Raw genomic sequence first — 25,658 nt, 5'->3', positions numbered from 1 at the left:
GATTCCCCCTGCGGTCTTCCCGCGGTCCGCCCGCCGGGCCTTCGGGCTTCGGTCCGTCGGCATCCGTGGTGAGCTCCGGCGTGTCCGGTGCGTTCCGCCATCATAGAGAACCGAACCGATCGATTCGATCGTTTTCGATCAACCGGTCATTGACGGCGTGGACGGTGCGTTCATATATTCGGCGGCGTCCGGCACCTCACGGCATCACGACCTCTTCCGGGAGTCAGCGCATGCTCACGTACGACCAGGACGGATTCCGGCGCGCAGGCCGCCCCCACCGCATCGTCTCGGGGGCCCTGCACTACTTCCGGGTCCATCCCGACCTGTGGGAGGACCGGCTGCGGCGGCTGCGCGCCCTGGGTGCCAACACCGTGGACACGTACGTCCCCTGGAACTTCCACGAGACCGCCCCCGGCAAGGCCGACTTCACCGGACCGCGCGACCTCGGCCGCTTCCTGCGCACCGCCCAGGACCTCGGCCTCGACGCCGTCGTCCGCCCCGGCCCGTACATCTGCGCCGAATGGGACTTCGGCGGCCTGCCCGCCCGGCTCCTCGCCGCCGAAGGCCTCCGCCTACGCTGCTCCGACCCCCGCTTCGAGGCCGAGGCCGACGGCTGGTTCGACCTCGTCGCCCCCGAGCTGCTGCCGCTGCTCGCGAGCCGCGGCGGTCCGGTCGTCGCCGTACAGATCGAGAACGAGTACGGCTCGTACGGCAACGACACCCGCTACCGGGCCCACGTGGAGCAGGCCCTGGTCGAACGCGGCGTGGACTGCCTCCTGTTCACCGCCGACGGGCCCGAGGACGCCATGCTCCAGGGCGGCATGCTCCCGGGCCGGCTCGCCACCGCCACCTTCGGCGCCCGGCCCGCCGAACGCCTCGCCCACCTGCGCCGCTACCAGCGGACCGGCCCGCTCGCCGCCATGGAGTTCTGGATCGGCTGGTTCGACCACTGGGGCGAGGACCACCACGTCCGCGCCGTCGAGGACGCGGCGCAGTCCCTCGACGAACTCCTCGCCACCGGCGCCTCCGTCAACCTCTACATGGCCCACGGCGGCACCAACTTCGGCTTCTGGGCGGGTGCCAACCACACCGGGTCCAGGCCCGGCGACCCCGGCTACCAGCCCACCGTCACCAGCTACGACTACGACGCCCCCATCGGCGAGGCCGGTGAACTCACCCCCAAGTTCCACGCGTTCCGCGAGGTCATCGGCAAGTACGTGCCGCTGCCCGACGGGCCCCTGCCCGAACCGCCGCCCCGCATCACCCCCGCCCTCGCCGTCCCCGCCGGTGCCGCCCCGCTCCTGGACCACCTGGACCAGCTCGGCGGGGAGCCCGTGCTGCGCCCCGCGCCCGAGTCCATGGAGAAGCTCGGCCAGGCCCACGGCATGATCCACTACCGCACCACCGTCAGCGGCCCGCGCCCCGCCATGCCCGTCCGGATCGACGGCCTCGGCGACCGCGCGTACGTGTTCGCCGACGGGGAGCCCCTCGGCATCCTCGACCGCAACCGGCCCGACGAGGGCCTCGACCTGCCCGTCGGCGAGGCGGGGGTCGTCCTCGACGTCCTCGTCCGCGCCCAGGGCCGGGTCAACTACGGCCCGCTCCTCGATGACCGCAAGGGCATCTGGCGAGGTGTCCGCCACGGCCACCAGCAGCTGTTCGAGTGGGAGATCCGGTCGCTCCCGCTCACCGACCCGACCGGCCTGCGCTGGTCGCCCGACACACCCGAACCGGGCCGCCCGGCCTTCCACCGCTTCACCCACGCCCTCCCCGGCGCCCCCGCCGACGGATTCGTCGACGTGTCCGGCTGGGGCACCGGTCTCGTCTGGCTGAACGGCTTCCTCCTCGGCCACTACGACACCCCGCGCGGCCCGCAGCGCACCCTGTACGCCCCCGCGCCCCTGTGGCGGAGCGACCGGAACGAGATCGTCCTCCTCGAGCTGGAGCGACCCGGCGCCGACCTGCCGCTGCGCGACCGCCCGGACCTCGGCCGCCCCACCGTCGTCACCCTCGAGTGAACCCCGGCGCACCCCGGCGCACCCCGTGCATCCCGCATACCCCGGCGAACTCCAGCGACCATCCCTTGAGAGAAGCTCTTCCCGTGAAGCGAACGAGCACCCGCCTGGCCGACGGCCGCGAGATCCTGTACTACGACGCCGACGACGGCGCGGCCCGCGGCGTCCCCGACACCCGCCCCCTCGACGCATCCGCCACCTCCTCCGAGGTGCGCCGCGACCCTCTGCTCGGCGACGCCGTCGTCATCGCCTCCCACCGTCAGGGGCGCACCCACCTCCCGCCCGCCGACGCCTGCCCGCTGTGCCCCTCCGCCGAGGGGCACGCGAGCGAGATCCCGGCCTCCGACTACGACGTGGTCGTCTTCGAGAACCGCTTCCCCTCCCTCGCCGGCGACACCGGCCGCTGCGAGGTCATCTGCTTCACCCCCGACCACCTGACCTCCTTCGCCGAGCTCGACGAGGAGCGCGCGGCGCTGGTCCTGGCCGCCTGGACCGACCGGACCGCCGAGCTCTCCGCCCACCACGGGGTCCGCCAGGTCTACTGCTTCGAGAACCGCGGCACCGAGATCGGCGTCACCCTCGGGCACCCGCACGGCCAGATCTACGCCTTCCCCTTCATCACCCCGCGCACCACCCGCATGCTCGCCACCGTCGCCGCCCACCGTGCCCGCACCGGCGGCAACCTCTTCGAGGAGGTGCTCGCCGCCGAACGCGCCGAGGGCACCCGGGTCGTCCTCGAAGGGGAGCACTGGACCGCCTTCGTGCCCTACGCCGCGCGCTGGCCGTACGAGGTCCACCTCTATCCGCACCGCCGCACCGCCGACCTGACCACGCTGGACGACGCGGCCCGCGCCGAGTTCCCCCGCCTCTACCTGGAGCTGCTGCGCCGCTTCGACCGGCTGTTCGGGACGCCCGGGCCCACCCCGTACATCTCCGCCTGGCACCAGGCGCCGACCTCCGGCGAGGGCCGGGCCGACTTCGCGCTCCACCTGGAGCTCTTCACGGTGCGCCGCACCGCTGACAAGCTCAAGTACCTGGCGGGAACCGAATCCGGGATGGAGGCCTACATGAACGACGTCCGGCCCGAGGACGCGGCCGCGCGGCTGCGGGAGGTGGCGAGCCGATGAAGGACGGCGAGTCGGCGAACCAGGCCGCCGCGGACGGGTTCCACCGGCTGTACGGGGCTGTGCCCGAGGGAGTCTGGGCGGCTCCGGGCCGGGTCAACCTGATCGGCGAACACACCGACTACAACGACGGCTTCGCCCTGCCCTTCGCGCTCCCGCAGCGCACGGAGGTCGCCGCCGCCCGGCGCGCCGACGGGATCCTCCGGCTCCACTCCGCCGACGTCCCCTCCGGCGTGGTCACCGTCCGCCCCGCCGACCTCGACCCGGCCCACCCGCCCACCGGCGCCGCCGGCTGGGCCGCCTACCCGGCCGGCGTGCTGTGGGCCCTGCTGGACGCCGGCCTTCCGGTCGGCGGCGCCGATCTGCACGTACGGTCCGACGTGCCGGCCGGGGCCGGGCTGTCCTCCTCCGCCGCCCTGGAGGTGGCCACCGCCCTGGCACTCACCGGCCTGTACGGGATCCCGCTCACCGGGACCGAACTGGCCGCGCTCGCCCGCCGTGCCGAGAACGCCTACGTCGGCGTGCCCTGCGGGGTGATGGACCAGACGGCCTCGGCCTGCGCCACCGAGGGCCACGCCCTCCACCTGGACACCCGCACCCTCGAACAGCGGCACATCCCCTTCGACTGCGCGGCGGCGGGCCTGCGCCTCCTGGTCATCGACACCCGGGTCAAGCACGACCTGGCCGACGGGGCCTACGCCGAGCGCCTCGCCTCCTGCCACGGAGCGGCCGCCGAGCTCGGGCTGCCCGCCCTGCGCGACCTCCCGTACGAGGAGCTGGACCAGGCCCTGGCCCGCCTCGACGACCCGGTCCGGCGCAAACGGGTCCGGCACGTCGTCACCGAGAACGAACGGGTCGTACGGGTGGAGGAACTGCTGCGCGCCGGACGGCTGAAGGAGGCGGGCCCGCTGCTGACCGAGGGCCACGCCTCGCTGCGTGACGACTACGAGGTGTCCTGCGCCGAGCTCGACCTGGCGGTCGCCACCGCCAACGCGGCGGGCGCGTACGGGGCCCGGATGACCGGCGGCGGCTTCGGAGGTTCGGCCCTGGCCCTGATCGACGCGGACGCCGAGCCGGCCGTGACCCGGGCGGTCACGGAGGCCTTCGCCGCGGCGGGGTCCAAGCCGCCGCGCATCACTGCGGCGGAGCCGTCCGCCGGGGCGGAGCGCATCCGCTGACGGCGCGGGGTACACGCCCGCCGCGCCGCCCGCGGTTCGACGTTCGCGCGAGTTGTCCACCGGCGCATGCTCGGCCGAACCGGTCCTCATAGACTGATCACTTGGTCGATCATGTGCCGGACGAGTGCGGAGGAACGAAACGCATGCGCTACATCCCGCTGGGCAGTTCAGGTCTTCAGGTCTCCGCCGTCGGGCTCGGCTGCAACAACTTCGGCGGCCGCCTCGACGCCCGGGCGACCCGCGCCGTCGTCGACGCCGCGCTCGACGCGGGGATCACCCTCCTCGACACCGCCGACATCTACGGCGGCCGCGGCGGCTCCGAGCGCCACCTCGGACAGGCCATCAAGGGCCGCCGCGACCAGGTCGTCCTCGCCACCAAGTTCGGCTACGCGGGCATGGACATGGAGTACGGGCCCGCCGCCGGATCCCGCGGCGGACGCGCGTACATCCGGCGGGCCGTCGAGGAGTCCCTGCGCCGCCTGGACACCGACCACATCGACCTCTACCAGCTGCACAGCCCCGACCCGGCCACCCCCGTCGCCGAGACCCTGGCCGCGCTCACCGAACTGGTCGCCGAGGGCAAGATCCGCTACATCGGCCACTCCAACTTCAGCGGCTGGCAGCTCGCCGAAGCCGCCCACGTCGCCCGCGAAACGGGCGCGGCCCCCTTCGTGTCGGCGCAGAACGAATGGTCGCTGCTCCAGCGGAACGCGGAGGCGGAGCTGGTCCCGGCGGCCGTGCACTACGGCCTCGGAGTGCTCCCGTACTTCCCCCTCGCCAACGGCCTGCTGACCGGCAAGATCCGCCGGGGTGCCCCGGTTCCGGCCGGCACGCGCCTGGAGGGGCGCGACGCGTACCTCACCGAGGAGCGGCTCGACACGGTCGAGGCGCTGGCCGCCGTCGCCGACAAGCACGGCCGCAGCGTCCTCGAGCTCGCCATCGGCTGGCTCTCCGCCCAGCCGGGCTGCTCCTCCGTCATCGCGGGCGCCACCTCGCCCGAGCAGGTACGAGCCAACGCGGCCGTCGCCGACCGCCCGCTGGAGCCCGAACTGCTGGCGGAGATCGACGCGATCGCGGGGGCGTGATCCTCGGCGCAGCGTTCGGTGTGCGGCTCAGGCGGGCGCACCCGTCAGGACCTCCACCTTGCCGGTGTCCAGCGAGTAGTAGGCGCCGACGACGGCCAGGACGCCCTTCTTCACGAGGGGCCCCAGGTCGGCGTTGGCCCGCAGATCGTCCGCGGTCACCTTGATCTGGTTGTGGGTCATGGTGTCGACGGGGTCGGCGCCCGGGTTCTTGGCCGTCAGCTCGTACGCCGGCACCATGGCCCTGGCGATGGCCTGCAGATTGCCGGGCAGCGGTGTGCCGCCCTTCAGCGCCTTGTACGCGGCCTCGATCGCGCCGCAGCGCTGATGCCCGAGCACGACCACCAGCGGGGTGCCGCCCGTCATGGGCCCGTACTCGACGGAACCGGTCACGACCGGGCCGACCGCCTGCCCGCCCGTACGCAGGACGTACAGATCGCCGAGCCCGGTATCGAAGATCAGCTCGGGCGCCACCCGGGAGTCGATGCAGGAGAGGACCACCCCGAAGGGGTCCTGTGCCTCGGCGACCAGCTCGCGGCGCTCGGGATCCCGGTCGGGGTGTTCGAGGTTTCCGCTCACCCAGCGCTCGTTGCCTTCCATCAGGCGCGCGAACGCGGCCTGGGGGGTGGCCGGCCGCGGCGGTGGGGCCGCGGTCGTCACCCGCGGCGCCCTCGGGGACGAGCACCCCGAGAGCGCGACGGCGGCGGCCGCGAGGCCACCGGTCAGCACGGCCCTGCGGGCAGGAAGTCCTGTTGAGTGCATCGGTCGTACCCCTCGGTGCCGCGCAGTCGCGTCCGTACGTCGTGACGACCGCGATTGTTCAGCGCGCCGGGGGCGCCCGGACGGCAGGCGCACGCGGGCGCGCACCCCAATGCCACGGACGGCCCACACACGGGGCGACGGCTCAGGACACGATGTCCTTCCGGGCGAACCCGCGGAACGCGAGCGCGAACAGCACCAGCGCGTACGCCACCGACACCGCCGTTCCCTTGATCATCCCGCCCCACTCCAGCTGCGGCTGCAGCGCGTCCGCCCAAGCGAACTGCCAGTGCGCGGGCAGGAACTCCCGCCACGATCCGAGCGCGGTCACCGCGTCCAGCACGTTGCCGACGATCGTCAGGCCGACCGCCCCGCCCACGGCGCCCAGCGGCGCGTCCGTCCGCGTCGACAGCCAGAACGCCAGTCCGGCCGTGACCAGCTGCGACACGAAGACGAACGCCACCACCAGGGCCAGGCGCGGCACGGTGTCCGCGGCCGCCAACGAGCCGCCCGTGGGCAGCTTCAGCGGTCCCCACCCGTACGCGGCCGTGCCCGCCGCCAGCGCCACCACCGGCAGCAGCACCATCGCCGCCAGGCTGAAGCCCAGCGCCACCACCAGCTTGCTCCACAGCAGCCGGGCCCTCGGCACCGGCGAGGCCAGCAGGTAGCGCAGCGAGGACCAGCTGGCCTCCGAGGCCACCGTGTCCCCGCAGAACAGCGCCACCGGCACCACCAGCAGGAAGCCGGCCGACACGAACAGGCAGGTGGCCGCGAAGTTCGCCCCCGAGGCCGTCGCCGTGTCGATGAGCGTGATCCGGCCGTCCCCGCCGCCCCGGCCGCCGTCCTGTCCGCCGCCCACCGCGAACGCGATGATCATGACGAAGGGGAGCGCGGCCAGTACCCCGGCCATCACCAGCGTCCGCCGCCGTCGCCACTGGCGCAGCGCCTCCACGCGCAGCGGCAGCGTACGGCTCGCCCGGTAGCCGGGGGCCACCTCTGTCACGGTCTCCGTCACGGCGCTCACGCCGCACCTCCGATCAGGGTGAGGAACGCGTCCTCGAGCCGGCGGTGCGGCCCCACTGCGGACACCGGCACCTCCAGCCGTACCAGCTCGGCGATCAGCCCGGCGGCCGTCGCTCCCTCCAGCCGAACCAGCAGCCCGTCGTCGGCCGCCGCCACGGAACCCACTCCCTCCAGCGCGGCCACCTTCCCCACGACCACTTCGTCCACCGGCTCGGCCAGCGTCACGAGCAGCACGTCCCCGCCGCCGGTGATCTCCGCGACCTCGCCCGCCTGTACGAGCCGTCCGCGGTCCATGACCACCAGGTGGGTGCAGGACTGCTCGACCTCCGACAGCAGATGGCTGGAGACGATGACCGTCCGCCCGCCCGCCGCGTACCGGATCATCACGTCCCGCATCTCCCGGATCTGCGGCGGGTCCAGACCGTTCGTCGGCTCGTCGAGGATCAGCAGGTCCGGCATTCCGAGCATGGCCTGCGCGATCGCGAGCCGCTGCCGCATGCCCTGTGAGTACGTGCGCACCGCGCGCTCCAGTGCATCGCCCAGGCCGGCGATCTCCAGGGCCTCCGCCATGTGCGCGTCCTCCGCCGGGCGGCCGGTGGCCTGCCAGTACAGCTCCAGGTTGGCCCGCCCCGACAGGTGCGGCAGGAATCCGGCACCCTCGACGAACGCCCCGACCCGCGACAGCACCGGAGCCCCGGCCCGTACCGCGTGCCCGAACACCCGGATCTCCCCGGCGTCCGGCGAGATCAGACCCATCAGCATCCGCAGCGTGGTGGTCTTTCCGGCGCCGTTGGGCCCGAGCAGGCCCAGGACCTGCCCCTTCTCCACCCGGAACGACAGGTCCCGCACTGCGTACCGGTCCTGTGCCTTCGCGTACCGCTTCGTCAGACCGGTGATTTCAAGGGGTACGCCGGCCAGCGCGGGGTCGGGCTGCGGTCCCCCGGCCCGCGCCCCCGCACCCTCCCGGCCGGTCCTCCGGATCCCCAGCAGCGCCGCAGCCAGCAGCGCAGCACCCAGCGGCAGCCCCCAGGTCCACGCGGGCAGCCCCGCCGAGGCGGTCCGTACCCCGTCGGCCACCGGAACGGCCAGGGCGCGCTGCGCCGCGACCGTATAGGTGGCCGGCGCGGCCGGGGAAGCGTAGCCGAGGTCGGTGGCGGCGACGACGAGCCGCATCCGGTGCCCGGCCTCCACGGCGTGGTCGACGGCGGGGAGCCGCAGCTCCACCGTCGAGCCCTGCTGCGCGTTCTCCACCCGCACGGGGGCGACCAGCTGGCTCGGCAGCACCGCCTGGCGCCCGTCGGGCCCGACGTCGTACAGCTTGCCGAACAGGACGGCCGAACCGTCCTCAGCCGTCGACCTCACGTTCAGGGTGACGGTCGGCGTCCCGGTGATCCGTACCTCCTCGGCCAGCGGCTCCGACTCGAACCGGGCGTTCTGCCCGGGGAAGTCCAGCGAGAGCCCGGCCCCGAACGCGGCGAGCTGCCCGCCGATCCCCGGCAGGGAGGACAGCGCGGGCGGGGCGCCGCCCGCCGGATTGGCGAAGCTCTGCTCCCGGCCGCTCAGGGCGAACTCCCGTTGACCGGGCGTCAGCCCCGGGTAGCGCTCGCCGCTCGCGCCGCGCAACCGGACCGCCCCGTCGGTGGAGTCGATGCCGCCGGAGCGCGAGACGCGGAAGACCGGGCCGGTGTCCGCGCCGCGGTCGTCCTTCAGGTAGCGGTCGAACCAGGCGGCCACCCGGGCCTCGACCCGGCCGGACTCGCGCATGCCGCCGTCGTGCCCGCCGGCCGCCCAGTCCACGGAGACGGGCGCACCGTTCGCCGCGATCGCCTTCGCCATGGCGTCGGCCTGGTCCAGCGGGAAGAGGGAGTCCTCCTGGCCCTGCACGATCAGGGTCGGCACCTTGATCCGGTCGCCGACGGCCGACGGGCTGCGCCGGTCCAGCAGGGCGCGGGCCTCGGCGTCGGGCTTCCCGGCCACCGCGACCCGCTCGTACATGGCGCACAGCTCGGGCTGGAACCGCCCGCAGGCGGTGGCAGCCCCCGAGGAGCCGGGGGCGGGGGCACCCGCCGCGCCGGGGCCGGCCGTCGGCAGTGCCCCGGGCTGCATCCCGTCGGCCGAACCGGTGGTGAAGAACAGCCCCGCCCACAGCTTCTTGAACACGCCCTGCGGGAAGAGGGAGTCCGCGAGGTTCCAGTACGTGATCTGCGGGGCGATCGCGTCGATCCGCCGGTCGTATCCGGCGGCGAGCAGCGAGATCGCCCCGCCGTAGGAGGCCCCGGCGACGCCGACGCGCGGATCGCCGTCCCCGTCGAGCCGCACCTCGGGCTGCTGCGCGAGCCAGTCGACGAGCCGCGACACGTCCTTGACCTCGTGCTCGGGGTCGTTCAGTCCGATCTGCCCGCCGGAGCGGCCGAAGCCGCGGGCCGACCAGGTCAGGACGGCGTACCCGTCCCGGGCCAGCTTCTCGGCCTGCGCGCGGACATCGTCCTTGCTACCGCCGAAACCGTGCCCGAGGAGCACGGCGGGGCGCTTGCCCCCGCCGCCGGCCGTGAAGTACGAGGTGTCGATCCCGGCGCCGGGCATCTCCACCGTCCGGTCCTGGCGGTGCACGGGGGGCGCCCCGCCGGACGCGGCGGCGGTCCACGTACCGGCCCCCGCGACGACGGCGAGCGCGGCGGCGCCCGCGAGCAGGCGGCTTCGGCGGCGCCGGGGCAGCCGGAGCTTCGGCGATCGGAGCTTCATACGGAAACCCTAGACGCCGGGCCGTCGAGCGCTGAGCGCCCCCAGGCGGAACCGCCCACCTCCTCGAGGAGTACACGGGCAGCCCGGCATACCGCACCTGCGGTACCCGGACCCGACCTGCGCGGTACGCCGAGCGGCGGGAGGATGACGGCATGCTGCTCGCCGAGGTCGCGCGCGTGTCCCGGGAGGTCGCCGAGACCTCCGCCCGGTCCCGGAAGACCGCCCTGCTCGCGGAGCTCTTCGCCGCGGCGCCCCCGGAGGAGGCAGGCCTGGTCGTCTCGTACCTTGCCGGACGGCTCCCGCAGGGCCGGCCCGGGATCGGCTGGCGCGCGCTCGGCCGGGAGGTCGGACCCGCCGCCGAGCCCACCCTGACCGTCACCGCCGTCGACGCGGCGGTGACGGAGCTCGCCGGCGTGGCGGGCGCGGGCTCGCAGGCCGAGCGGCGCCGGATCCTCGAGGCCCTGCTCGGTGCGGCCACCGGGCCCGAGCAGCGTTTCCTGCGCAGTCTGCTCTCCGGCGAGGTCCGCCAGGGCGCCCTCGACGCGGTCGCGCTGGAAGGGGTGGCCGCGGCTGCCGCGGTGCCGCCCGCCGAGCTGCGCCGGGCCGTGATGCTCGACGGCTCGCTGCCCCGGGTCGCCGCGGCGGCGCTGGCCGACGGTGCGGCGGCCCTGCGCGAGGTCACCCTGCGCGTCGGGCAGCCCGTACAGCCGATGCTGGCGAACACCGCCAAGTCGGTGGCCGAGGCCCTGGCCGCGCTCGGACCCTGCGCGGTGGAGGAGAAGCTCGACGGGATCCGGGTGCAGGTACACCGCGACGGGGACGACGTACGGGTGTACACGCGCTCCCTGGACGAGATCACCGACCGGCTTCCAGAGGTGGCGCAGCGGGCGCGGGCGCTGCCGGGGGAGCGGTTCATCCTCGACGGCGAGGTGATCGGGCAGACGCCGGACGGCCGGCCGGTGCCCTTCCAGGAGGTCGCGAGCCGGGTCGGATCGCGGGTCGACGTCGAGACCGCGCGGCGGACGCTGCCCGTCGTCCCGTACTTCTTCGACGTCCTGGCGGCGGGGGACGAGGTACTCCTCGACCTCCCGGTGCGCGAGCGGTACGCGGCGCTCGCCGCCCTCGTGCCGGAGGACTCCCGGGTCCGCCGGCTCGTCGTCGAGGACCCGCAGGATCAGGATGCCGCCGAGGAGTTCTGGGCCGAGACCCTGCGCCGCGGCCACGAGGGGGTCATGGTCAAGGCCCTCGACTCGGCCTACGCGGCCGGCCGGCGCGGCAAACACTGGCTCAAGGTGAAACCGGTGCACACCCTCGACCTCGTGGTGCTCGCCGTCGAATGGGGGCACGGCCGGCGCACCGGACTGCTGTCGAACCTGCACCTCGGGGCCCGGGCCGCCGACGGCACGTACGCCATGCTCGGCAAGACCTTCAAGGGGCTCACCGACGAGATGCTGCGCTGGCAGACCGACCGGCTGCGGGAGCTGGCGGTGGACGACGACGGCTTCACCGTGCGGGTACGGCCCGAACTGGTCGTGGAGATCGCGTACGACGGCCTCCAGCGCTCCCCGCGCTACCCGGCCGGGGTCGCCCTGCGCTTCGCGCGGGTCCTGCGGCACCGCCCGGACAAGGACGCGGAGCAGGCGGACACGGTGGAGACGGTGCTCGGCGGCGGATGACGGGGACGACCTCGACGGGTTTTGCCTCAGAGGCAAGGGAAATTGCCAGGCAGGCAGGATTCTGGCTGAATCGGGGTATGACATCCGGTCCTGCCCCCGGCCCCGAAGGTCCCGACGAGCCGGTCGGCCCCGACGTCGGCGCCGGCGCCGACGAGCTGCCCTCCGTGGCTCCGCAGCTGCGTGAGCTGCGGCGCCGCGCCGGGCTCACCCTGGAGGCCGCCGCCGCGCGGGCCCGGCTCTCGCCCGCGCACCTGTCCCGGCTGGAGACCGGGCGGCGCCAGCCCTCGCTGCCGCTGCTGCTCGGACTCGCCCGCACCTACGGTACGACGGTCTCGGAACTGCTCGGCGAGACCCCCGCCGTCGCCGATCCCATCGTACGGGCGGGCGGTCCGGGCGCCCGCGAGGCCGACGGGTGGACGTACTGGCAGGCCGGGGGCTCCGGCCGCGGGATGCAGGCGCTGCGCGTGCACGTCCCCCACGGCCGCAGCCAGGGCGAGCTGGTCCGCGTCCACCCCGGCGAGGAATGGCTGTACGTCCTCAAGGGACGGCTGCGGCTGCACCTGGCCGAGGCCGAGTACCTGCTGGAGCCGGGGGACAGCGCGCACTTCGACTCGCTGACCCCGCACCGGATCGGCGCGGCCACCGCGGGCGGAGCCGACCTGCTGTTCGTCCACACCCTGCTGCAGAGCAGCCTCGCCGGGCTGTGTCTCGGCGGCGGCGGTGCCTCCGGCGCCCTCCACCACACCCCCTAGCCCAGGAGCCCCACCATGAACATCCAGTCCAAGTTCCCGCGCGGCCTGGTGATTCGGCTGATCGCCTACTTGTTCGTCGGCCACCTCTTCGCCTTCTTCGTCTACCTCCTCTTCGTCCTGGGCGGCCAGAACCAGTAACCGAAGGCCGGGGCCCGCGACTCTGGAAACGTGCAGGTCCTGTCGCTACCCTCCGCGCATGATTTCCACGGTTGTCTGGGGTACCGGCAACGTCGGCCGTTTGGCCATCCGTGCCGTAGAGGCCCATCCGGCGCTGAAACTGGCCGCCGTCATCGTCCACCATCCCGACAAAATCGGCCGCGACGCGGGCCGGCTCGGCGAACTCGGCCACGACACCGGGGTCCTGGCCACCGACGACATCGAGGCGGTCCTCGCCACCGGGCCGCAGGCCGTCGTCTACGCGGCCTCCGGCGACACCCGCCCCGACGACGCCCTCGCCGACATCACCCGGGCCGTCCGGGCCGGCGCGGTCGTCGTCAGCCCCGCCCTCTACCCGCTCTACGACCACCGCAACGCCCCGCCCGAGTTCCGCGATCCGGTGGCCGCCGCCGTCGCGGAGGGCGGCGGCTCGCTGTTCGCCTCCGGCGTGGACCCCGGCTGGGGCAACGACGTACTCCCGCTCCTGCTCAGCGGACTCGGCAGCACCATCGACGCCATCCGCTGCCAGGAGATATTCGACTACTCCACCTACGACCAGCCGGACTCCGTCCGCTACCTCGTCGGCATGGGACAGCCCATGGACTTCGAGCCGATGATGCTGATGCCGTCCGTCCCGACCATGGTGTGGGGCGGGCAGATCCGCATGATGGCCCGGGCCCTGGGCGTCGAACTCGACGAGATCCGCGAGACCGTGGACCGCCGAGCCCTCGACACCACCGTGACCACCCGCACCATGGGCGAGTTCGAAGCCGGCACCCAGGGCGCCATCCGCTTCGAAGTGCAGGGCATCGTCGAGGACGAACCCCGCATCGTCATCGAGCACGTCACCCGCATCCACGCCTCCTGCGCCCCCGACTGGCCCACGCCGCCCGACGGCGGCGACGGCGCCCACCGGGTGATCATCGAGGGCCGCCCGCACATCGAGGTCACCATCGAGGCCACCGACGAGGGCGAGAACCGCTCGGCAGGCGGCAACGCCACCGCCGTCGGCCGTCTGGTCGGCGCCATCGACTGGCTCGTGGAGGCCGAACCGGGCCTCTACGACGCCCTCGACATCCCCCTGCGCCCCGCCATCGGCAAGCTCGGAAGGAAGAAGCCATGAGGATCGACATACCCGAGGGCCAGCACCCGATCGAGTACGTGTGGGGCGACATGGTCCCCGGGATCGGGATGGCCGCCGCGAACTTCTCCCTGTCCGTGTACGCCCACACCACCCTGGGGCTGCGCGAGTTCGAGGCCGCGCGGCTGCGCGTCGCGCAGATCAACGGGTGCGTGTTCTGCCTGGACTGGCGGACCGAGCGGGACGGGGAGAAGGTCGAGGAGGAGTTCTCCGACGCCGTCACCGAGTGGCGCACCACGGACCGCTTCGACGAACGCACGCGGCTGGCCGCCGAGTACGCGGAGCGGTACACGCTCGACCACCACAACCTCGACGAGGAGTTCTGGGAGCGGATGACCGCGCACTACAGCCAGCTCGAGATCGTGGAGCTGACGATGAGCATCGGGTCCTGGCTGGCCTTCGGCCGGCTCAACCACGTGCTCGGCCTCGACAGCGTGTGCGTACTGCCGGGCCACTGACGCAGGCTGCGAGGGCCATGGGTCCGGGGCCGGTCGGTACCTCCGACGGCCCCGGGTCTGCGTACGGATCGCCTACAGGTCGGTGGCGATGATCTTCTCGATGTTGCGCTCGGCGAGCGCCGTGATGGTGACGAACGGGTTGACGCTGGTGTTGCCGGGGATCAGCGCGCCGTCGATCACGTACAGGCCGGTGTAGCCGTGCAGGCGGCCGTAGTTGTCGGTGGCCTTGTCCAGGACCGCGCCGCCGAGCGGGTGGTAGGTGAGGTGGTCGCCCCAGATCTTGTTGGTGCCGAACAGGTCCGTCCGGTAGATCGTCCCCTCCTTGGAGTTGATCTTGTCGAAGATGGTCTTGGCCATGTCGATGGACGGCTGCTTCCACGCCGTCTGCCAGTTCAGCTCGACCGCGCCCGAGGACGCGTTGTAGGTGAACTCGGCGCGGTGCGGGTTCTTGGTGATCGACAGGTAGAAGGAGGCGTACGTCTCGATCCCGGTCGGCAGCGGCGCCACCTCGGCGAACGCCCCGCCCGCGTCCCAGTTGTCGATGCCGCCGCAGGGGATGGACGCCTGGACCTTGCCGGTCGGGTCCCACAGGTGGTTGGCCCGCCCGCACATGACGTTGCCGTTGTCGCCCCAGCCCTTGCCGATCTCGCCGTTCAGCGCGGGCAGCGCGCCGGTGGCCTTGAGCTTCACGAGCAGTTTGCTGGTGCCGACGCTGCCGGCCGCGAAGAACACCTTGTCGGCGACCACCGTCTTGGTGGCGGTGGTGGCGCCGCTGGTGTTGATCTGGTCGATGGCGACGGTGTAGCCGCCGCCGGCCGCGGGGGAGACGGAAGTGACCTTGTGCAGCGGGGAGATGGTGACCTTGCCGGTGGCTCTGGCCTGTGCGAGATAGGTCTTCTGGAGCGATTTCTTGCCGTAGTTGTTGCCGTAGAGGATCTCCCCGGCGACCGCGGACTTGGGGGCGGTACCGGCGGCCTCCTGTTTCATGTAGTCCCAGTCGTAGACGTCCGGGACGAAGACGAACGGGAAGCCGGAGCGCTGGGCGTGTTTGCGGCCGACGCGGGCGAACTGGTAGCAGTCGACGGTGTCGAACCAGGCCGGGTCGACCAGGCCGACCCCGAGCCCGGCGTTGGCCCGCGGGTAGTAGGTGGTGTACATCTCGTCGGCGTTCACCGACGGGAGGACGGCGGCGAAGTTCGCTCGCTTCGGCGTGACCGCCATACCGCCGTTGACCAGCGAACCGCCGCCGACTCCGCGGCCCTGGTAGACGATGATGCCGCCCATCTCCTCGGCGTCCAGGATTCCGGTGTAGCGGGGGATGTCCTTGTCGATCGGGAAGCCGAGGAAGTTGCTCAGGGGCTGCTTGGTCTTGGTCCGAAGCCAGTAGGAGCGCTGGTCCGGGCTGGTCGTGTTGCAGAAGATCTTGCCGTCCGGGCCGGGGGTGTCCCAGGCCATGCCCATCTCGATCATGTGGACGTCGACGCCGGCCTGGGCGAGTCGCAGGGCGGCGACGGACCCTCCGTAGCCGGTGCCGATCACCAGGGCCGGTACGTGCGCGCCGTCGTCGACGGGGCCGCCGGCCGCTGCCACTGAGGCGACGGTCCGCGCGTGGGCCTGGGTGATCTGACCGGCCAGGGCCGCCGCCCCGAGAATGGAACTTGTTCTTGCTATGAATCCACGACGCGAGATCCCCTTGGAGCCGGATTTGTGCAGGGCTTTGTCACCCATGTGACGTTCCTCACTCTTGGTGGAATGGGAACGAGTTCTACTGCCGGTCGCATGGGAAGTCACTACATACGTCTAGGTAACTTTCGGCCTGTCATGTCACAGGGGCGCCGGGCCGGGGGCGCCGTACCCACCCCAGGACCAGCAGGGACGCGACCGCCGCGAAGGCGCACCAGGTGGAGGCGAATTCCAGCCGCCACAGCGCTGAGCAGGCCAGTGCCCCGGCGCCGAGCACCGCACCGAGGAGCCGCAGCCGCCGGTCGCCCGACAGCAGCAGGGCGCCCAGCGTGGCGAACAGGTAGCCCGCGAGGACGAGCGGCATCCACGGAACATTCACGCCGTAGCCGAGGGTGTGCCCCCGGATCTCGGCGGTCGCCGTCCGGGTCGCGAGGCAGTACGAGAGCACCGCGGCGGTGGCGAGACCGGCGACGGCCGGCCCCCACAGGCGGCGGCGGGCCGCCGGAGCGGCCGCGAGCAGCACCCCGAGCGGCACCCACACCGGCAGCACCGGGAGGGCGACCACCACCCAGGCCGTGGTGGCCGGACCGCAGCCACCGCCCGCGTGCCACACCGCGGCCTCCGCCAGCTGGTGGAGGCCCAGCAGCAACGGCAGAGCGGCGACGGGCAGATCGCGGGCCCGCCGTACGCGCGCCACGCACACGATCCCGACGGCGGTGACGACCGCACCCGCCGTCAGATCGGCCGTGGCGTTCCAGCACATGGCGCGCCGGTCAGGGCTTCGCCGTCCTCGGGGGTTCGAGCGGCGGGGAGGTCGTCGCGCAGAAGGTGTGGCACTCCGGGTGGCACCCCGCTCCCGGTACGGGCTTGCGTACGGTGGCCCAGGCCACGGCGGCGCCCGCCACCAGCAGCCCCGCGCACCACAGCATGGCCCGCCCGAACGCGGCGTCGAACTCGGACGCCGAGCGGTACGCGTCCGGCCCCATGCCGGCCAGCAGCGGCAGCGCCGCCACCGCCAGCAGTCCGGCCGCCCGGGCGGCCGCGTTGTTGATGCCGCTGGCCAGGCCCGCCCGGCCGGGGTCCACCGAGGACAGCACGGTCGCCGTCAGCGGAGCCACCAGGGCCACCATGCCCATGCCCATCACGATCAGGGCCGGCAGCACGTCCCGTACGTACGAGGCGTCCGGCCCCACCCGCAGCATCAGCAGCAGTGCGGCCGCGCACAGCAGCGGCCCCACCGTGAGCGGGATCCGCGGCCCGATCCTCTCTCCGAGCGCCCCCGACCGGGCCGAGAGCAGCAGCATCAGCGCGGTCGTCGGCAGCAGCGCCGCCCCCGCGCCGAGCGCCGAGTAGCCGGAGACCACCTGGAGCTGGAGCACGACGAGGAAGAAGAACCCGCTGAAGGCCGCGTACACGAACAGGGTGACCACGTTGACGGCGGTGAACTGCCGGGAGGCGAAGATGTCGGGCGGCAGCATCGGATCGGCCCGGTGCCGCTCGACGTGGACGAACACGGCGGACAGCAGCACGCCCCCGACGGCCGAGGCGATCACCAGCGGGGACCCGGAACGGGCCTCGATCAGCGCGTACGTCACCAGGGCGAGGGCCGCGGCCCCCAGGGCGGCGCCGAGCACGTCGAACCGCCCGTGCGCGTGCGGGTCACGCGATTCCGGTACGTGCCGCAGGGCGATCGGCACGCACACCGCTGCCACCGGCACGTTCAGCAGGAACACCCAGCGCCAGCCGGGCCCGTCCACCAGCCAGCCGCCGAGGAACGGCCCCACGGCCGCGCCCACCCCGCCGAACCCCGACCACAGCCCGACGGCCCGGGCCCGGTCCCCGGCGGCGATCGAGCCCTGGATCAGCGCGAGCGAACCGGGGGTCAGCAGTGCGCCGCCGACACCCTGAAGGGCCCGCGCGGCGATCAGGACCCCCGCGTTCGGCGCGATCCCGCACAGCAGCGAGGCACCTGCGAACCACACCACCCCGAGGACGAAGATCCGGCGCCGCCCGAAGCGGTCCCCGAGCGCTCCGCCGACCAGGATCAGTCCGGCCAGGGTGAGCATGTAGGCGTTGGCGGTCCACTGGAGCACGGCCATGTCGGCGTCGAGGTCCACCCCGATGGTGGGGAGGGCGACGTTGACGACGGTCGAGTCGAGCAGGGCCATGGTCGACCCGAGCACGGTGGTCAGCACGATCCACCGGCCCCGGGCGGACGCGAGCGGCACACCGGGCCCGGCCGGAACGCTCTCTGCCGCCCCCGGAGCTGGATCGGTCATGTCTTCAGGCTGGCCCGCCCGGCCCGGAAGGGCCACCCAGGCGCGCAGCATACGGCTCATTAGGCCCTCTTGTAATGAGCATGACCCCTCCTTCACCATGACCGCGCACGTCACGCACGCCCTTCCCGCACAACCTGCACACGGCGTCCGAGGAGGACCACACGTGGCCCAACGCAACAGGCGACGATCCTTACGCGCGGCGCTCGCCGCTCTCACCGCAGCCCTGCTGTTACCCATCGGCGCGGGCGTGGCAGCAGCCGCACCGGAACCCGGGCCCACCCCCGGAGCCGCCGAGCGCAAGATCGAGCCGAAGCTCCGTGCCCAGCTCGACGACTCCGCCAAAGCCGCTTTCTGGGTCTACCTGGACAGCGCCGCCGACCTCACGGCGGCAGGCAAACAGAAGACCCGGGCCGCCAAGGCGGAAACGGTTCTGCACGCCAAACAGCAGCACGCCGCGCGCAGCCAGGCCGAGGTGATCAAGGCCCTGGACGGCGCCAAGGCCGAGTACACCTCGTACTGGATCGTGAACGCCGTCCGCGTCGTCGGCAGCCAGAAACTCGCCGGGACCCTCGCGCAGCGCCCCGAGGTCTCCCGCATCGACGCCGACGACAAGGTCACCCTCCCCAAGCCCGCCGAGGGCAAGCGGGAGAAGGCCGCCGCCGACGCCGTCGAGTGGAACGTCGACCGCATCAAGGCCCCGCAGGTCTGGGACCAGCTCGGCGTGCGCGGCGAGGGCATCGTCGTCGCCAACATCGACAGCGGCGTCGACTACACGCACCCGGCCGTGAACGGCCAGTACCGCGGCAAGAACGCCGACGGGTCGTACGACCACAACTACAACTGGTTCGATCCGGCCGGCGTCTGCCCCACCGCGGCCCCCTGCGACAACAACGACCACGGCACCCACACCATGGGCACGATGGTCGGCGACGACGGCGGCGCCAACAAGACCGGCGTGGCCCCCGGCGCCAAATGGATCGCCGCGAAGGGCTGCGAGACCAACTCCTGCTCCGAGGCCTCCCTCCTCGCCGCCGGCCAGTGGATCGTCGCCCCGACCGACCTGAACGGCCAGAACCCGCGCCCCGACCTCGCCCCGCACATCGTCAACAACTCCTGGGGCAGCGCCACGCACGACGACTGGTACCAGCAGATCGTCGACGCCTGGCGCGCCGCCGGGATCTTCCCCGCCTTCTCCAACGGGAACTCCGGCCCCGGCTGCGCCACCAGCGGATCGCCCGGCGACTACGCGAGCTCCTACAGCTCCGGCGCCTTCGACATCAACGGCGCGATCGCGCCGTTCTCCTCGCGCGGTGCGGGCCCCGGCGGCATCGTCAAGCCGAACATCGCCGCTCCCGGCGTGAACGTCCGCTCCTCCGTCCCCGGCGGCGGGTACGAGGCCTTCTCCGGCACCTCCATGGCCTCACCGCACACCGCGGCCACCGTGGCCCTGCTCTGGTCCGCCGCACCCGCCCTCGAGGGCGACATCGCGCAGACCGAGCAGCTGCTGAACGGCACCGCCCAGGACACCGACAACGGCCAGTGCGGCGGCAACGCCGCGGACAACAACGTCTTCGGCGAGGGCAAGCTCGACGCCCTCGCCGCCGTCTCGGGAGCCCCGCGCGGCGCCATCGGCGCCGTCTCCGGCACCGTCCGCTCCGCCGGCCAGCCGGTCGCGGGCGTCAAGGTCACCGCCACCGGACCGATCGGCCGTACGACGACCACCGCGGCCGACGGCACCTACACCTTCCGCTCCCTGTCGGTCGGCGCCTACACGCTGACGGCCGCCAAATTCGGCTACGGCCAGGAGACCGCCACGGCGACGGTGACCGAGAACGCCACCGCCACCGGCGACTTCACCCTCACCCAGGCCCCCTCCGGCAAGCTCACCGGCACCGTCACCTCGGCCGCCGGACCCGCCGCCGGCGCCACCGTCAACGTCACGGACACCCCGGTGACCGCGACCGCCGACGAGCAGGGCCGCTTCGAGGTCACCCTGCCGCACGGCACGTACGAGGTACGGGCCGCGCACTCCTCCCGCTGCGTCACCGGCGGCAGCGCCCAGACCACCGTCGCCGGCGACACGACGGTCGCGCTCACGCTGCCCGAGCGCACCGACGGCTACGGCTACGGCTGCGCCACCCCGGGCGGCCGCCCGTACACGGCGGGTGACCGGCAGCTCGCGCTGACCGGCGACAACACCACCGAGCGCGTCGACCTGCCGTTCCCGGTCCCGATGTACGGCAAGACGTACGGCCAGGCCTGGATCGGGACCAACGGCACGGTCAGCTTCGGCGGCAACAACACCGGTGACATCAACGGGGACCTCCCGAGCACGGCCACGCCCAACGCGGCGCTGTACCCGTTCTGGGACGACCTGGTCGTCGGCGCGGCCGGCAGCGGCTCGGGCGTCTTCACCGGCGTCACGGGCACCGCCCCGCACCGGACGTACGTGATCGAGTGGCGCGAGGTGTCCCACTGGTCGGCCCAGACCGACAAGTTCTCCTTCTCGGCGGCGATCAGTGAGGACGGCACCGTCGTCTACACGTACAAGGGGACGGGCGGCACCGGCATCAAGGGCGGCTCCACGGCCACGGTCGGCGTGGAGAACGCCACGGGCACCGACGCCTTCAAGTACTCCTTCAACCAGGCCGTCATCACCGACGGGCTCGCCATCGCCTTCAAGACCACCAAGAGCGGCGTGGTCGCGGGCCGGGTGCTCGACGCGAACGACGGCAAGGGCGTCGCGGGAGCCACGGTGACCGTCGGCATCGGCGCCGAAGCCGTAACGGCCACCACCGCGGCGGACGGCGGCTACCTCCTGCAGGCCCGCTCCGGCAAGAACTCCGTCACGATCCTGGCCGACTGGTACACGGGGGTGACCAACGCCCTCACCGTGGAACAGGGCGGCGTCACCGCCCTGAACGAGTCGCTGCGCACGGCGCGGGTCACCGCGTCCCAGCCCTCCCTGGAGCTCGTCCTCCCGGCGGGCCAGAAGCGCACCCGCACCCTCGAACTCACCAACTCGGGCACCCTCGACTCGCAGTTCACCGTGGCCGAGGACGCGGCCTGGCTGACGGCCACCCCCGACGCCGGGAACCTGGCGATCGGCGGCAAGGCCACCGTGAACCTGGCCGTCGACACCACGGGTCTGGCCGCCGGCTCGGTCCTCACGGCGAACCTGCGGATCAGCTCGCTGAGCGGTCGCAGCCCGGTCCTCACCGTCCCGGTCAAGGTCGTGGTCCCGCGCTACCAGGTGGCCCTGGACGCAGGCTCCGATTCCGCAGCCACGGACACGCTCGGGGACAGCTGGTCCCCGGACCGCAAGTACACGGCCGGCTCGTACGGCTACCAGGGCAGCTCCTCGACGCACACCACCGGGCGCACGATCGCCGGTACGGCCGATCAGAGGCTGTTCCGCAACGCCCGTGAGGGCATGTACGAGTACCGCTTCGACAACGTCCCGAACGGCACGTACACCGTGGAGCTCGGCTTCGCGGAGCTGTCGTCGACGAAGCCGAACAAGCGGGTCTTCGACGTGATGGCCGAGGGCACGCAGGTGCTGCCCTCGCTGGACATCGCGCTGGAGGCGGGCACGTACACGGCCCTGACCCGCACGTACACGGTCACGGTCACGGACGGTGTGCTCAACGTCCGCTTCGTTGCGCACGGGGGATACGGCAAGCCGCTGCTGAACTCCCTGCGGGTGACGGACCGCCCGGACAAGACCCAGCCCTAGCGGGCCGGCGGGCAACAGGGGGGCGGGACGCCGTGGGCGCCCCGCCCCCTTCCGGTCCGTCCGCCAGGCCCTCTGGGGCACAGGCCGGTGGGTGGCCCGCGGCTGGCATTCGGGTGGCCCCGGGGCGAATCCGCGCCGACTTCGGGGCGACGCGCCTGCGAGGGCGGTCGGCCGGTGGCTAGCGTGGGGAACCATGACGCTCCAGAGCGACCATGGCGATGCGGCCGACGTGACCGAGGTGGCCGACCGGGCCCGTGCGGCCCATGCAGCCGACCGTGCCCGCGCGCCCGATGCCGTCGACCGGGCCGGGGTGGTCGAACCGACCGGGGTGGCCGGGGTGGCCGGTGTGGCCGGCACCGACCGGGCCGAGCGGACCGGCCCGGGCCGTGCGGCCGACGTGGCCGGGCGGGTCCGGGGCGTGCTGGAGTCCGCAGATCCCGACGCGGTGTGGGCAGTCGGAGGGCCGGACGGGCTGCACGCCGGATCGGCGGGTGACGGTGACGGTCCGCCCCTCGACGTCGGTGGGCTGATGCCCGTGCTCGCCCTGTGGCCCGTGATCGGGAGCCTCGTCGCGGAAGAGGCCCTGCGGCTGCACACCCCCCTCACGGCGTACGGCACCGAAGCCCCCGCCGGGACCACCGCACACCACCTGCTCAGCCACTCCACCGGCCCCGCGGCCCGCTCCGGCCTCACCCGTCTCGCCGAGCACCTCACCGGCAGCCCCCTCGCCGAGCTCGCCGCCAGCCGCATCTGGCACCCCCTCGGCATGACCGGCACCCGCTTCGCCGACGGCACCCTGCACGCCCCCCTGGCCGACGTCGTCCGTTTCCTGAGCCACCTCCTCTCTCCGGCGGACCACCCCGTCACCCGCGCCTGGATCACCGAGTCCCTCCGCATCCGGACGGGCGAGCTGACCCCCGCCCGGGGCCTCCTCTGGCACCCGGCACCGCACGGCACCTGGTCGTACGGCGAAACCCCGACGGTCTGGGTCTCCCCCCGCCTCCGCCGCTGGGCGATCCTCCTCCCCACCCAGCCCCCGGGCCCCCTCCGCACGACCTTCCGCGACGCGGCGTTCGCGCCAACTCCCCGTCCTTGAGCGGACATCGACATGACAGGGGGTGGGCCCGACCGTGACCGGCCCGGCGCGCAGTCCTACGGGACGAGGTGCTCGTCGAGCTGGGGTGGCCGGCCGCCGAGGCCGTGCCCTCGTGCGGCGCCGCCGGTCGGCCCGGGCGCTGAGCAGCGGCGCCTTCACCTCGCACCGCTCCGCCGGGCTCGACGTCGCCGCGCTGCTCGTGGGGCCGGCCCGGCTCGGGTCGTGCTCGGGGCGCGGTCGCCGCGCGGCCGACGTACGGTGAGCTCGATGTCACCGACCGTTGGTTTCCGGCTGCGCGCGGAGGTACACGGATGCGCACGCTTCACGAGGCCGCCCTCGACGTGCTGCGCGTACGGCGTCGGCGCCCGCCGGAGGACCCCGCCGCCCGGACCGGCCGCCCCGCGCGGCCTCCGGCGGCCCGATCCCAGGGAGGCGGTGCAGCCATGACCGGTCCCGGTACGACCCAGGCGGCCGTCTCCCGCGGACAGCAGGCGCGGGCCGGCCGCGCCGGGTCCGTCCGGTTCGTCGCCGGCCGCGCCCTCCCGCTCTTCGTCCGCGGCTCCGGCGGCGCCCGCCCGGTCTTCTCCGCCGACGCGCTGCGCGCCCTGCGGGCCCGCCACGGCGGGGCGCCCGTCCTCGTCCGCGGGCTGTCCGGGGCCGTACTCGTCCTGTTGGACCGGCAGGAACTGCGGCAGTTCTACGAAGCCGAAGCCGAAGCCGAAGCCGAAGCCGAAGCCGAAGCCCTCGTGGTGTCGTCCGGCGCCGGCGAAATCCGCCCGTGCGGGGCCGTCCGCAGCATCATCGCCGAGGAGGCCCGGCACCTGACCGCCGCCGCCACCCTCGACCTGGCCCGCGCCCGGCACACCGTGGCCCGCGCCGCCCGGCGGATCGTGCTCGGCGACGCCGCGGCCGCGGGGGACGAGCAACTCGCCGGCCTGCTCGGCCGGCTGCGCCGCCGCGGCCGGGAGCGCGCCGGGACGGCCGACGGGCACACCCGGCTCGGCCGGGCCGGCGCATACGCCGACCGGGAGGAGCGGGTGCTGCGGGCCATGGACTGCATCCCCGCGACCCTGCTCCGCACCCTGCTCCTGCTCGCCGCCCACCCTGCCGAACAGGACGCGGCGGCCGCCGAAGCCGCCGGATCAGCGGCCCCGGGGGAACTGCCCCGGCTGCGCGCCTGCGTACGGGAGTGCCTGCGCCTGTACCCGGCGGTGCCCGACCTGATCCGGGTCACCCGCACCGAAACCGAGTGGCGGGGGGTGCGCCATCCGGCCGGGACCTCCGTCCTGCTGCCCGCCCACTTCCACCAGCGCGACCCGGAACACGTGCCCGCCGCGCACGTCTTCGTACCGGGCCGCTGGAAGACCCCCGGCGCGGACGAGGACATCCGGATGGCCCCGTTCGGGCACGGCCCGGGCCGCTGCCCGGGCGACCGGCTGGGCCTGCTCATCACCACCGCGCTGTGCGCCGAGGTCCTGCGCAGGCGCCGCATCACGGGCACCCGGCCGGTGCTCGACCCGCCCGGACCGCTGCCCGTGGCACTGGACCCGCGCGGCATCAGGCTCACCCTCACCCGCCGCTGAAGCCACCCTCCCCACCGACATCCCGCGAGGATTCCATGTCCGACGCCGCGACCTCCGCGCCCACCGACCCGGACGTCGAACTGCTCGACGCCCTGTGCCGCGAGCTCGCCGAGGCCGCCGACGCCGTCGGCGAAGCCGCCCGGCACGCCTCCGAACTGGCCCTCGGCCCCCGTCTTCCGGCCGCCGCCCTGAGCCGCCGCCGGGCCCGTGCCCGCTCCCGGCTCGGCTGGCGCACCCTGCTGCGCACCCTCACCGATCCGGCGGGCCTGGGCTGGGCCCCGCGCGGCCGGGGTGTCGCGCGGGCCGGCTGGTTCGCCGGGATCCTCACCGGCCGCGAGAGCCTCGCCGTCAGCCTCGCCGTGTGCGGTCTCAAGGCCCGGATCCGGGTGGCGAGCGCGGGCCGCCCCGATCTGCTGGACGACCCGGACTGCGCGGCGATCCTCCGCGCCGTGGACGAGGACCGGCAGGCGGCGGCCGTCCGCGTGTTCCGCCGGCTCGTGCGGGACCGGGGCGCGGAGCGGGCGTTCGCGCTGCTGTCCCCGTCCTTCGCCGACCTGTTCGCGTGGAACGCCCTGACCGACGTGAATCCCTTCAACGACCACGCGGGCTGGCAGGTGGCCACCGGCCGGGCCGTGCCCGCCGAACCACTGCTCGGACTCGGCGCCGCCGTACGGGCGTTCTTCGACCGGGACCGGGAGTCGCGCCGACGCCCCGCACCCGCCCCGGCCGGTCCGCACAAAGGCTGCGCCCACACCATCGGCCTCATCGGCACCGGCGGCATCCTCCTCGTCCAGCCCTGGCGCAGCCGGTGAGCCCCGCCACCCGGCTGCGATCCGGCCCGCCGGACCCGGCCGACGGCCTGCGCAGCCACTCCGTCGTCCTGCGCGGCCACGCGCTCCGGCTGCGCGCCGCCGCCGAAGCGCTGGACTGGCAGGGCCCGCAGGCCGACGCGTTCCGCGCCGAGGTCGCCGCCCTGGCCGACCGCTGCGCCACCGCCGCGAACGGCCTCGCCGTGGCCGCGGCGCAGCTAGAGCCGTGACCGGCAAGGTTCACCGGGTCGCGCCCCCCGGCACGGCGCCTCGCCGCGTTGTCGGACCGCGCAAGTACGTCCGGTACGGGCTGCGGCCCTCCGCCTTGCGATGCACCGCACCGGACGCCGCGCCCCGGCAAGCCTT

Annotated in this window: 21 protein-coding genes; 15 read left to right on the top strand and 6 right to left on the bottom strand. The window is 73.7% G+C overall.

Annotated elements, in window-relative coordinates; translation table 11 throughout:
* Positions 1 to 230: 230 nt before the first annotated feature.
* The 4 genes from ACZ5WG_RS15380 (at position 231) to ACZ5WG_RS15365 (ending at position 5,402) form a co-directional block, all read left to right on the top strand.
* Entirely contained in the window at positions 231 to 2,018 is a 1,788-nt protein-coding gene (locus tag ACZ5WG_RS15380) for a glycoside hydrolase family 35 protein (protein WP_468723404.1), read from the top strand.
* 83 nt (positions 2,019 to 2,101) lie between these two features.
* Positions 2,102 to 3,142 carry a galactose-1-phosphate uridylyltransferase gene (gene galT, locus ACZ5WG_RS15375; RefSeq protein WP_468723402.1) on the top strand — a complete coding sequence of 347 codons (1,041 nt, stop codon included), beginning with the start codon at positions 2,102 to 2,104 and terminating at the stop codon, positions 3,140 to 3,142.
* The gene (gene galK / locus ACZ5WG_RS15370; protein WP_468723401.1) at positions 3,139 to 4,317 is read left to right on the top strand and encodes a galactokinase; all 1,179 of its coding nucleotides are present in this window, start codon (positions 3,139 to 3,141) and stop codon (positions 4,315 to 4,317) included. The genes galT and galK overlap by 4 nt, the downstream gene beginning before the upstream one ends.
* A gap of 143 nt (positions 4,318 to 4,460) precedes the next feature.
* Complete coding sequence (locus ACZ5WG_RS15365) at positions 4,461 to 5,402, top strand: aldo/keto reductase (protein ID WP_468723399.1); 942 nt, start codon at positions 4,461 to 4,463, stop codon at positions 5,400 to 5,402.
* Between the two features lie 27 nt (positions 5,403 to 5,429).
* Here ACZ5WG_RS15365 and ACZ5WG_RS15360 read toward each other — a convergent pair whose 3' ends face one another.
* The 3 genes from ACZ5WG_RS15360 to ACZ5WG_RS15350 form a co-directional block, all read right to left on the bottom strand.
* Positions 5,430 to 6,161 carry a carbonic anhydrase gene (locus ACZ5WG_RS15360; protein ID WP_468723398.1) on the bottom strand — a complete coding sequence of 244 codons (732 nt, stop codon included), beginning with the start codon at positions 6,159 to 6,161 and terminating at the stop codon, positions 5,430 to 5,432.
* Positions 6,162 to 6,303: 142 nt separating this feature from the next.
* A complete protein-coding gene (locus ACZ5WG_RS15355) occupies positions 6,304 to 7,182 on the bottom strand; it encodes an ABC transporter permease (RefSeq protein WP_362626414.1) in 879 nt (292 codons plus the stop codon).
* Entirely contained in the window at positions 7,179 to 9,923 is a 2,745-nt protein-coding gene (locus ACZ5WG_RS15350) for an alpha/beta fold hydrolase (RefSeq protein ID WP_468723396.1), read from the bottom strand. The genes ACZ5WG_RS15355 and ACZ5WG_RS15350 overlap by 4 nt, the downstream gene beginning before the upstream one ends.
* A 152-nt stretch (positions 9,924 to 10,075) precedes the next feature.
* Between ACZ5WG_RS15350 and ACZ5WG_RS15345 the strand changes: the two genes are divergently transcribed.
* The 5 genes from ACZ5WG_RS15345 (at position 10,076) to ACZ5WG_RS15325 (ending at position 14,106) form a co-directional block, all read left to right on the top strand.
* Positions 10,076 to 11,599, top strand: coding sequence for an ATP-dependent DNA ligase (locus ACZ5WG_RS15345; RefSeq protein ID WP_468723394.1), 1,524 nt, complete (start codon positions 10,076 to 10,078; stop codon positions 11,597 to 11,599).
* 77 nt (positions 11,600 to 11,676) lie between these two features.
* Positions 11,677 to 12,351 carry a helix-turn-helix domain-containing protein gene (locus ACZ5WG_RS15340; protein ID WP_468723393.1) on the top strand — a complete coding sequence of 225 codons (675 nt, stop codon included), beginning with the start codon at positions 11,677 to 11,679 and terminating at the stop codon, positions 12,349 to 12,351.
* 15 nt (positions 12,352 to 12,366) lie between these two features.
* On the top strand, positions 12,367 to 12,489 hold the full coding sequence (locus ACZ5WG_RS15335) for a DUF6126 family protein (RefSeq protein ID WP_037635127.1): 123 nt from the start codon (positions 12,367 to 12,369) through the stop codon (positions 12,487 to 12,489).
* A gap of 58 nt (positions 12,490 to 12,547) precedes the next feature.
* Positions 12,548 to 13,630 carry an NAD(P)H-dependent amine dehydrogenase family protein gene (locus tag ACZ5WG_RS15330; protein WP_468723391.1) on the top strand — a complete coding sequence of 361 codons (1,083 nt, stop codon included), beginning with the start codon at positions 12,548 to 12,550 and terminating at the stop codon, positions 13,628 to 13,630.
* Positions 13,627 to 14,106: a carboxymuconolactone decarboxylase family protein gene (locus ACZ5WG_RS15325; protein ID WP_030296442.1), complete on the top strand. Its 480-nt coding sequence runs from the start codon at positions 13,627 to 13,629 to the stop codon at positions 14,104 to 14,106. Before ACZ5WG_RS15330 ends, ACZ5WG_RS15325 begins: the two co-directional genes overlap by 4 nt.
* A 72-nt stretch (positions 14,107 to 14,178) precedes the next feature.
* Here the strand turns inward: ACZ5WG_RS15325 and ACZ5WG_RS15320 are convergent, their stop codons facing one another.
* The 3 genes from ACZ5WG_RS15320 to ACZ5WG_RS15310 form a co-directional block, all read right to left on the bottom strand.
* The gene (locus ACZ5WG_RS15320) at positions 14,179 to 15,834 is read right to left on the bottom strand and encodes a GMC oxidoreductase (protein WP_468723388.1); all 1,656 of its coding nucleotides are present in this window, start codon (positions 15,832 to 15,834) and stop codon (positions 14,179 to 14,181) included.
* A 91-nt stretch (positions 15,835 to 15,925) separates the two neighbouring features.
* Positions 15,926 to 16,552, bottom strand: a complete 627-nt coding sequence (locus ACZ5WG_RS15315) for a DUF6629 family protein (protein WP_468723386.1) — start codon at positions 16,550 to 16,552, stop codon at positions 15,926 to 15,928.
* A 10-nt stretch (positions 16,553 to 16,562) separates the two neighbouring features.
* The gene (locus ACZ5WG_RS15310; protein ID WP_468723384.1) at positions 16,563 to 18,068 is read right to left on the bottom strand and encodes an MFS transporter; all 1,506 of its coding nucleotides are present in this window, start codon (positions 18,066 to 18,068) and stop codon (positions 16,563 to 16,565) included.
* 97 nt (positions 18,069 to 18,165) lie between these two features.
* Between ACZ5WG_RS15310 and ACZ5WG_RS15305 the strand changes: the two genes are divergently transcribed.
* From ACZ5WG_RS15305 to ACZ5WG_RS15280, 6 genes are all read left to right on the top strand, one after another.
* On the top strand, positions 18,166 to 21,804 hold the full coding sequence (locus ACZ5WG_RS15305) for a S8 family serine peptidase (RefSeq protein WP_468723382.1): 3,639 nt from the start codon (positions 18,166 to 18,168) through the stop codon (positions 21,802 to 21,804).
* Positions 21,805 to 21,997: 193 nt separating this feature from the next.
* Positions 21,998 to 22,900 carry a serine hydrolase domain-containing protein gene (locus tag ACZ5WG_RS15300; protein ID WP_468723380.1) on the top strand — a complete coding sequence of 301 codons (903 nt, stop codon included), beginning with the start codon at positions 21,998 to 22,000 and terminating at the stop codon, positions 22,898 to 22,900.
* 85 nt (positions 22,901 to 22,985) lie between these two features.
* Complete coding sequence (locus ACZ5WG_RS15295; protein ID WP_468723378.1) at positions 22,986 to 23,162, top strand: hypothetical protein; 177 nt, start codon at positions 22,986 to 22,988, stop codon at positions 23,160 to 23,162.
* A 49-nt stretch (positions 23,163 to 23,211) separates the two neighbouring features.
* Positions 23,212 to 24,483, top strand: coding sequence for a cytochrome P450 (locus ACZ5WG_RS15290; RefSeq protein WP_468723376.1), 1,272 nt, complete (start codon positions 23,212 to 23,214; stop codon positions 24,481 to 24,483).
* 35 nt (positions 24,484 to 24,518) lie between these two features.
* Positions 24,519 to 25,295 carry a hypothetical protein gene (locus ACZ5WG_RS15285; RefSeq protein WP_468723374.1) on the top strand — a complete coding sequence of 259 codons (777 nt, stop codon included), beginning with the start codon at positions 24,519 to 24,521 and terminating at the stop codon, positions 25,293 to 25,295.
* Positions 25,292 to 25,522, top strand: a complete 231-nt coding sequence (locus ACZ5WG_RS15280) for a hypothetical protein (RefSeq protein WP_468723372.1) — start codon at positions 25,292 to 25,294, stop codon at positions 25,520 to 25,522. Before ACZ5WG_RS15285 ends, ACZ5WG_RS15280 begins: the two co-directional genes overlap by 4 nt.
* The last annotated feature ends 136 nt before the right edge of the window (positions 25,523 to 25,658 follow it).

The organism is Streptomyces sp. NPDC032745, assembly GCF_055579465.1.
This window is presented reverse-complemented; position numbering and strand designations above follow the sequence as displayed.

What these genes read in the sequence shown, in the direction of transcription:
- ACZ5WG_RS15350 (WP_468723396.1), bottom strand. Translation starts at nt 9,923, where the DNA reads ATGAAGCTCCGATCGCCGAAGCTCCGGCTGCCCCGGCGCCGCCGAAGC.
- ACZ5WG_RS15330 (WP_468723391.1), top strand. Translation starts at nt 12,548, where the DNA reads ATGATTTCCACGGTTGTCTGGGGTACCGGCAACGTCGGCCGTTTGGCC.
- ACZ5WG_RS15290 (WP_468723376.1), top strand. Translation starts at nt 23,212, where the DNA reads ATGCGCACGCTTCACGAGGCCGCCCTCGACGTGCTGCGCGTACGGCGT.
- ACZ5WG_RS15315 (WP_468723386.1), bottom strand. Translation starts at nt 16,552, where the DNA reads ATGTGCTGGAACGCCACGGCCGATCTGACGGCGGGTGCGGTCGTCACC.
- ACZ5WG_RS15345 (WP_468723394.1), top strand. Translation starts at nt 10,076, where the DNA reads ATGCTGCTCGCCGAGGTCGCGCGCGTGTCCCGGGAGGTCGCCGAGACC.
- ACZ5WG_RS15335 (WP_037635127.1), top strand. Translation starts at nt 12,367, where the DNA reads ATGAACATCCAGTCCAAGTTCCCGCGCGGCCTGGTGATTCGGCTGATC.
- ACZ5WG_RS15360 (WP_468723398.1), bottom strand. Translation starts at nt 6,161, where the DNA reads ATGCACTCAACAGGACTTCCTGCCCGCAGGGCCGTGCTGACCGGTGGC.
- galK (WP_468723401.1), top strand. Translation starts at nt 3,139, where the DNA reads ATGAAGGACGGCGAGTCGGCGAACCAGGCCGCCGCGGACGGGTTCCAC.
- ACZ5WG_RS15365 (WP_468723399.1), top strand. Translation starts at nt 4,461, where the DNA reads ATGCGCTACATCCCGCTGGGCAGTTCAGGTCTTCAGGTCTCCGCCGTC.
- ACZ5WG_RS15285 (WP_468723374.1), top strand. Translation starts at nt 24,519, where the DNA reads ATGTCCGACGCCGCGACCTCCGCGCCCACCGACCCGGACGTCGAACTG.
- ACZ5WG_RS15300 (WP_468723380.1), top strand. Translation starts at nt 21,998, where the DNA reads ATGACGCTCCAGAGCGACCATGGCGATGCGGCCGACGTGACCGAGGTG.
- ACZ5WG_RS15325 (WP_030296442.1), top strand. Translation starts at nt 13,627, where the DNA reads ATGAGGATCGACATACCCGAGGGCCAGCACCCGATCGAGTACGTGTGG.
- ACZ5WG_RS15305 (WP_468723382.1), top strand. Translation starts at nt 18,166, where the DNA reads ATGACCGCGCACGTCACGCACGCCCTTCCCGCACAACCTGCACACGGC.
- ACZ5WG_RS15320 (WP_468723388.1), bottom strand. Translation starts at nt 15,834, where the DNA reads ATGGGTGACAAAGCCCTGCACAAATCCGGCTCCAAGGGGATCTCGCGT.
- ACZ5WG_RS15310 (WP_468723384.1), bottom strand. Translation starts at nt 18,068, where the DNA reads ATGACCGATCCAGCTCCGGGGGCGGCAGAGAGCGTTCCGGCCGGGCCC.
- ACZ5WG_RS15380 (WP_468723404.1), top strand. Translation starts at nt 231, where the DNA reads ATGCTCACGTACGACCAGGACGGATTCCGGCGCGCAGGCCGCCCCCAC.
- ACZ5WG_RS15340 (WP_468723393.1), top strand. Translation starts at nt 11,677, where the DNA reads ATGACATCCGGTCCTGCCCCCGGCCCCGAAGGTCCCGACGAGCCGGTC.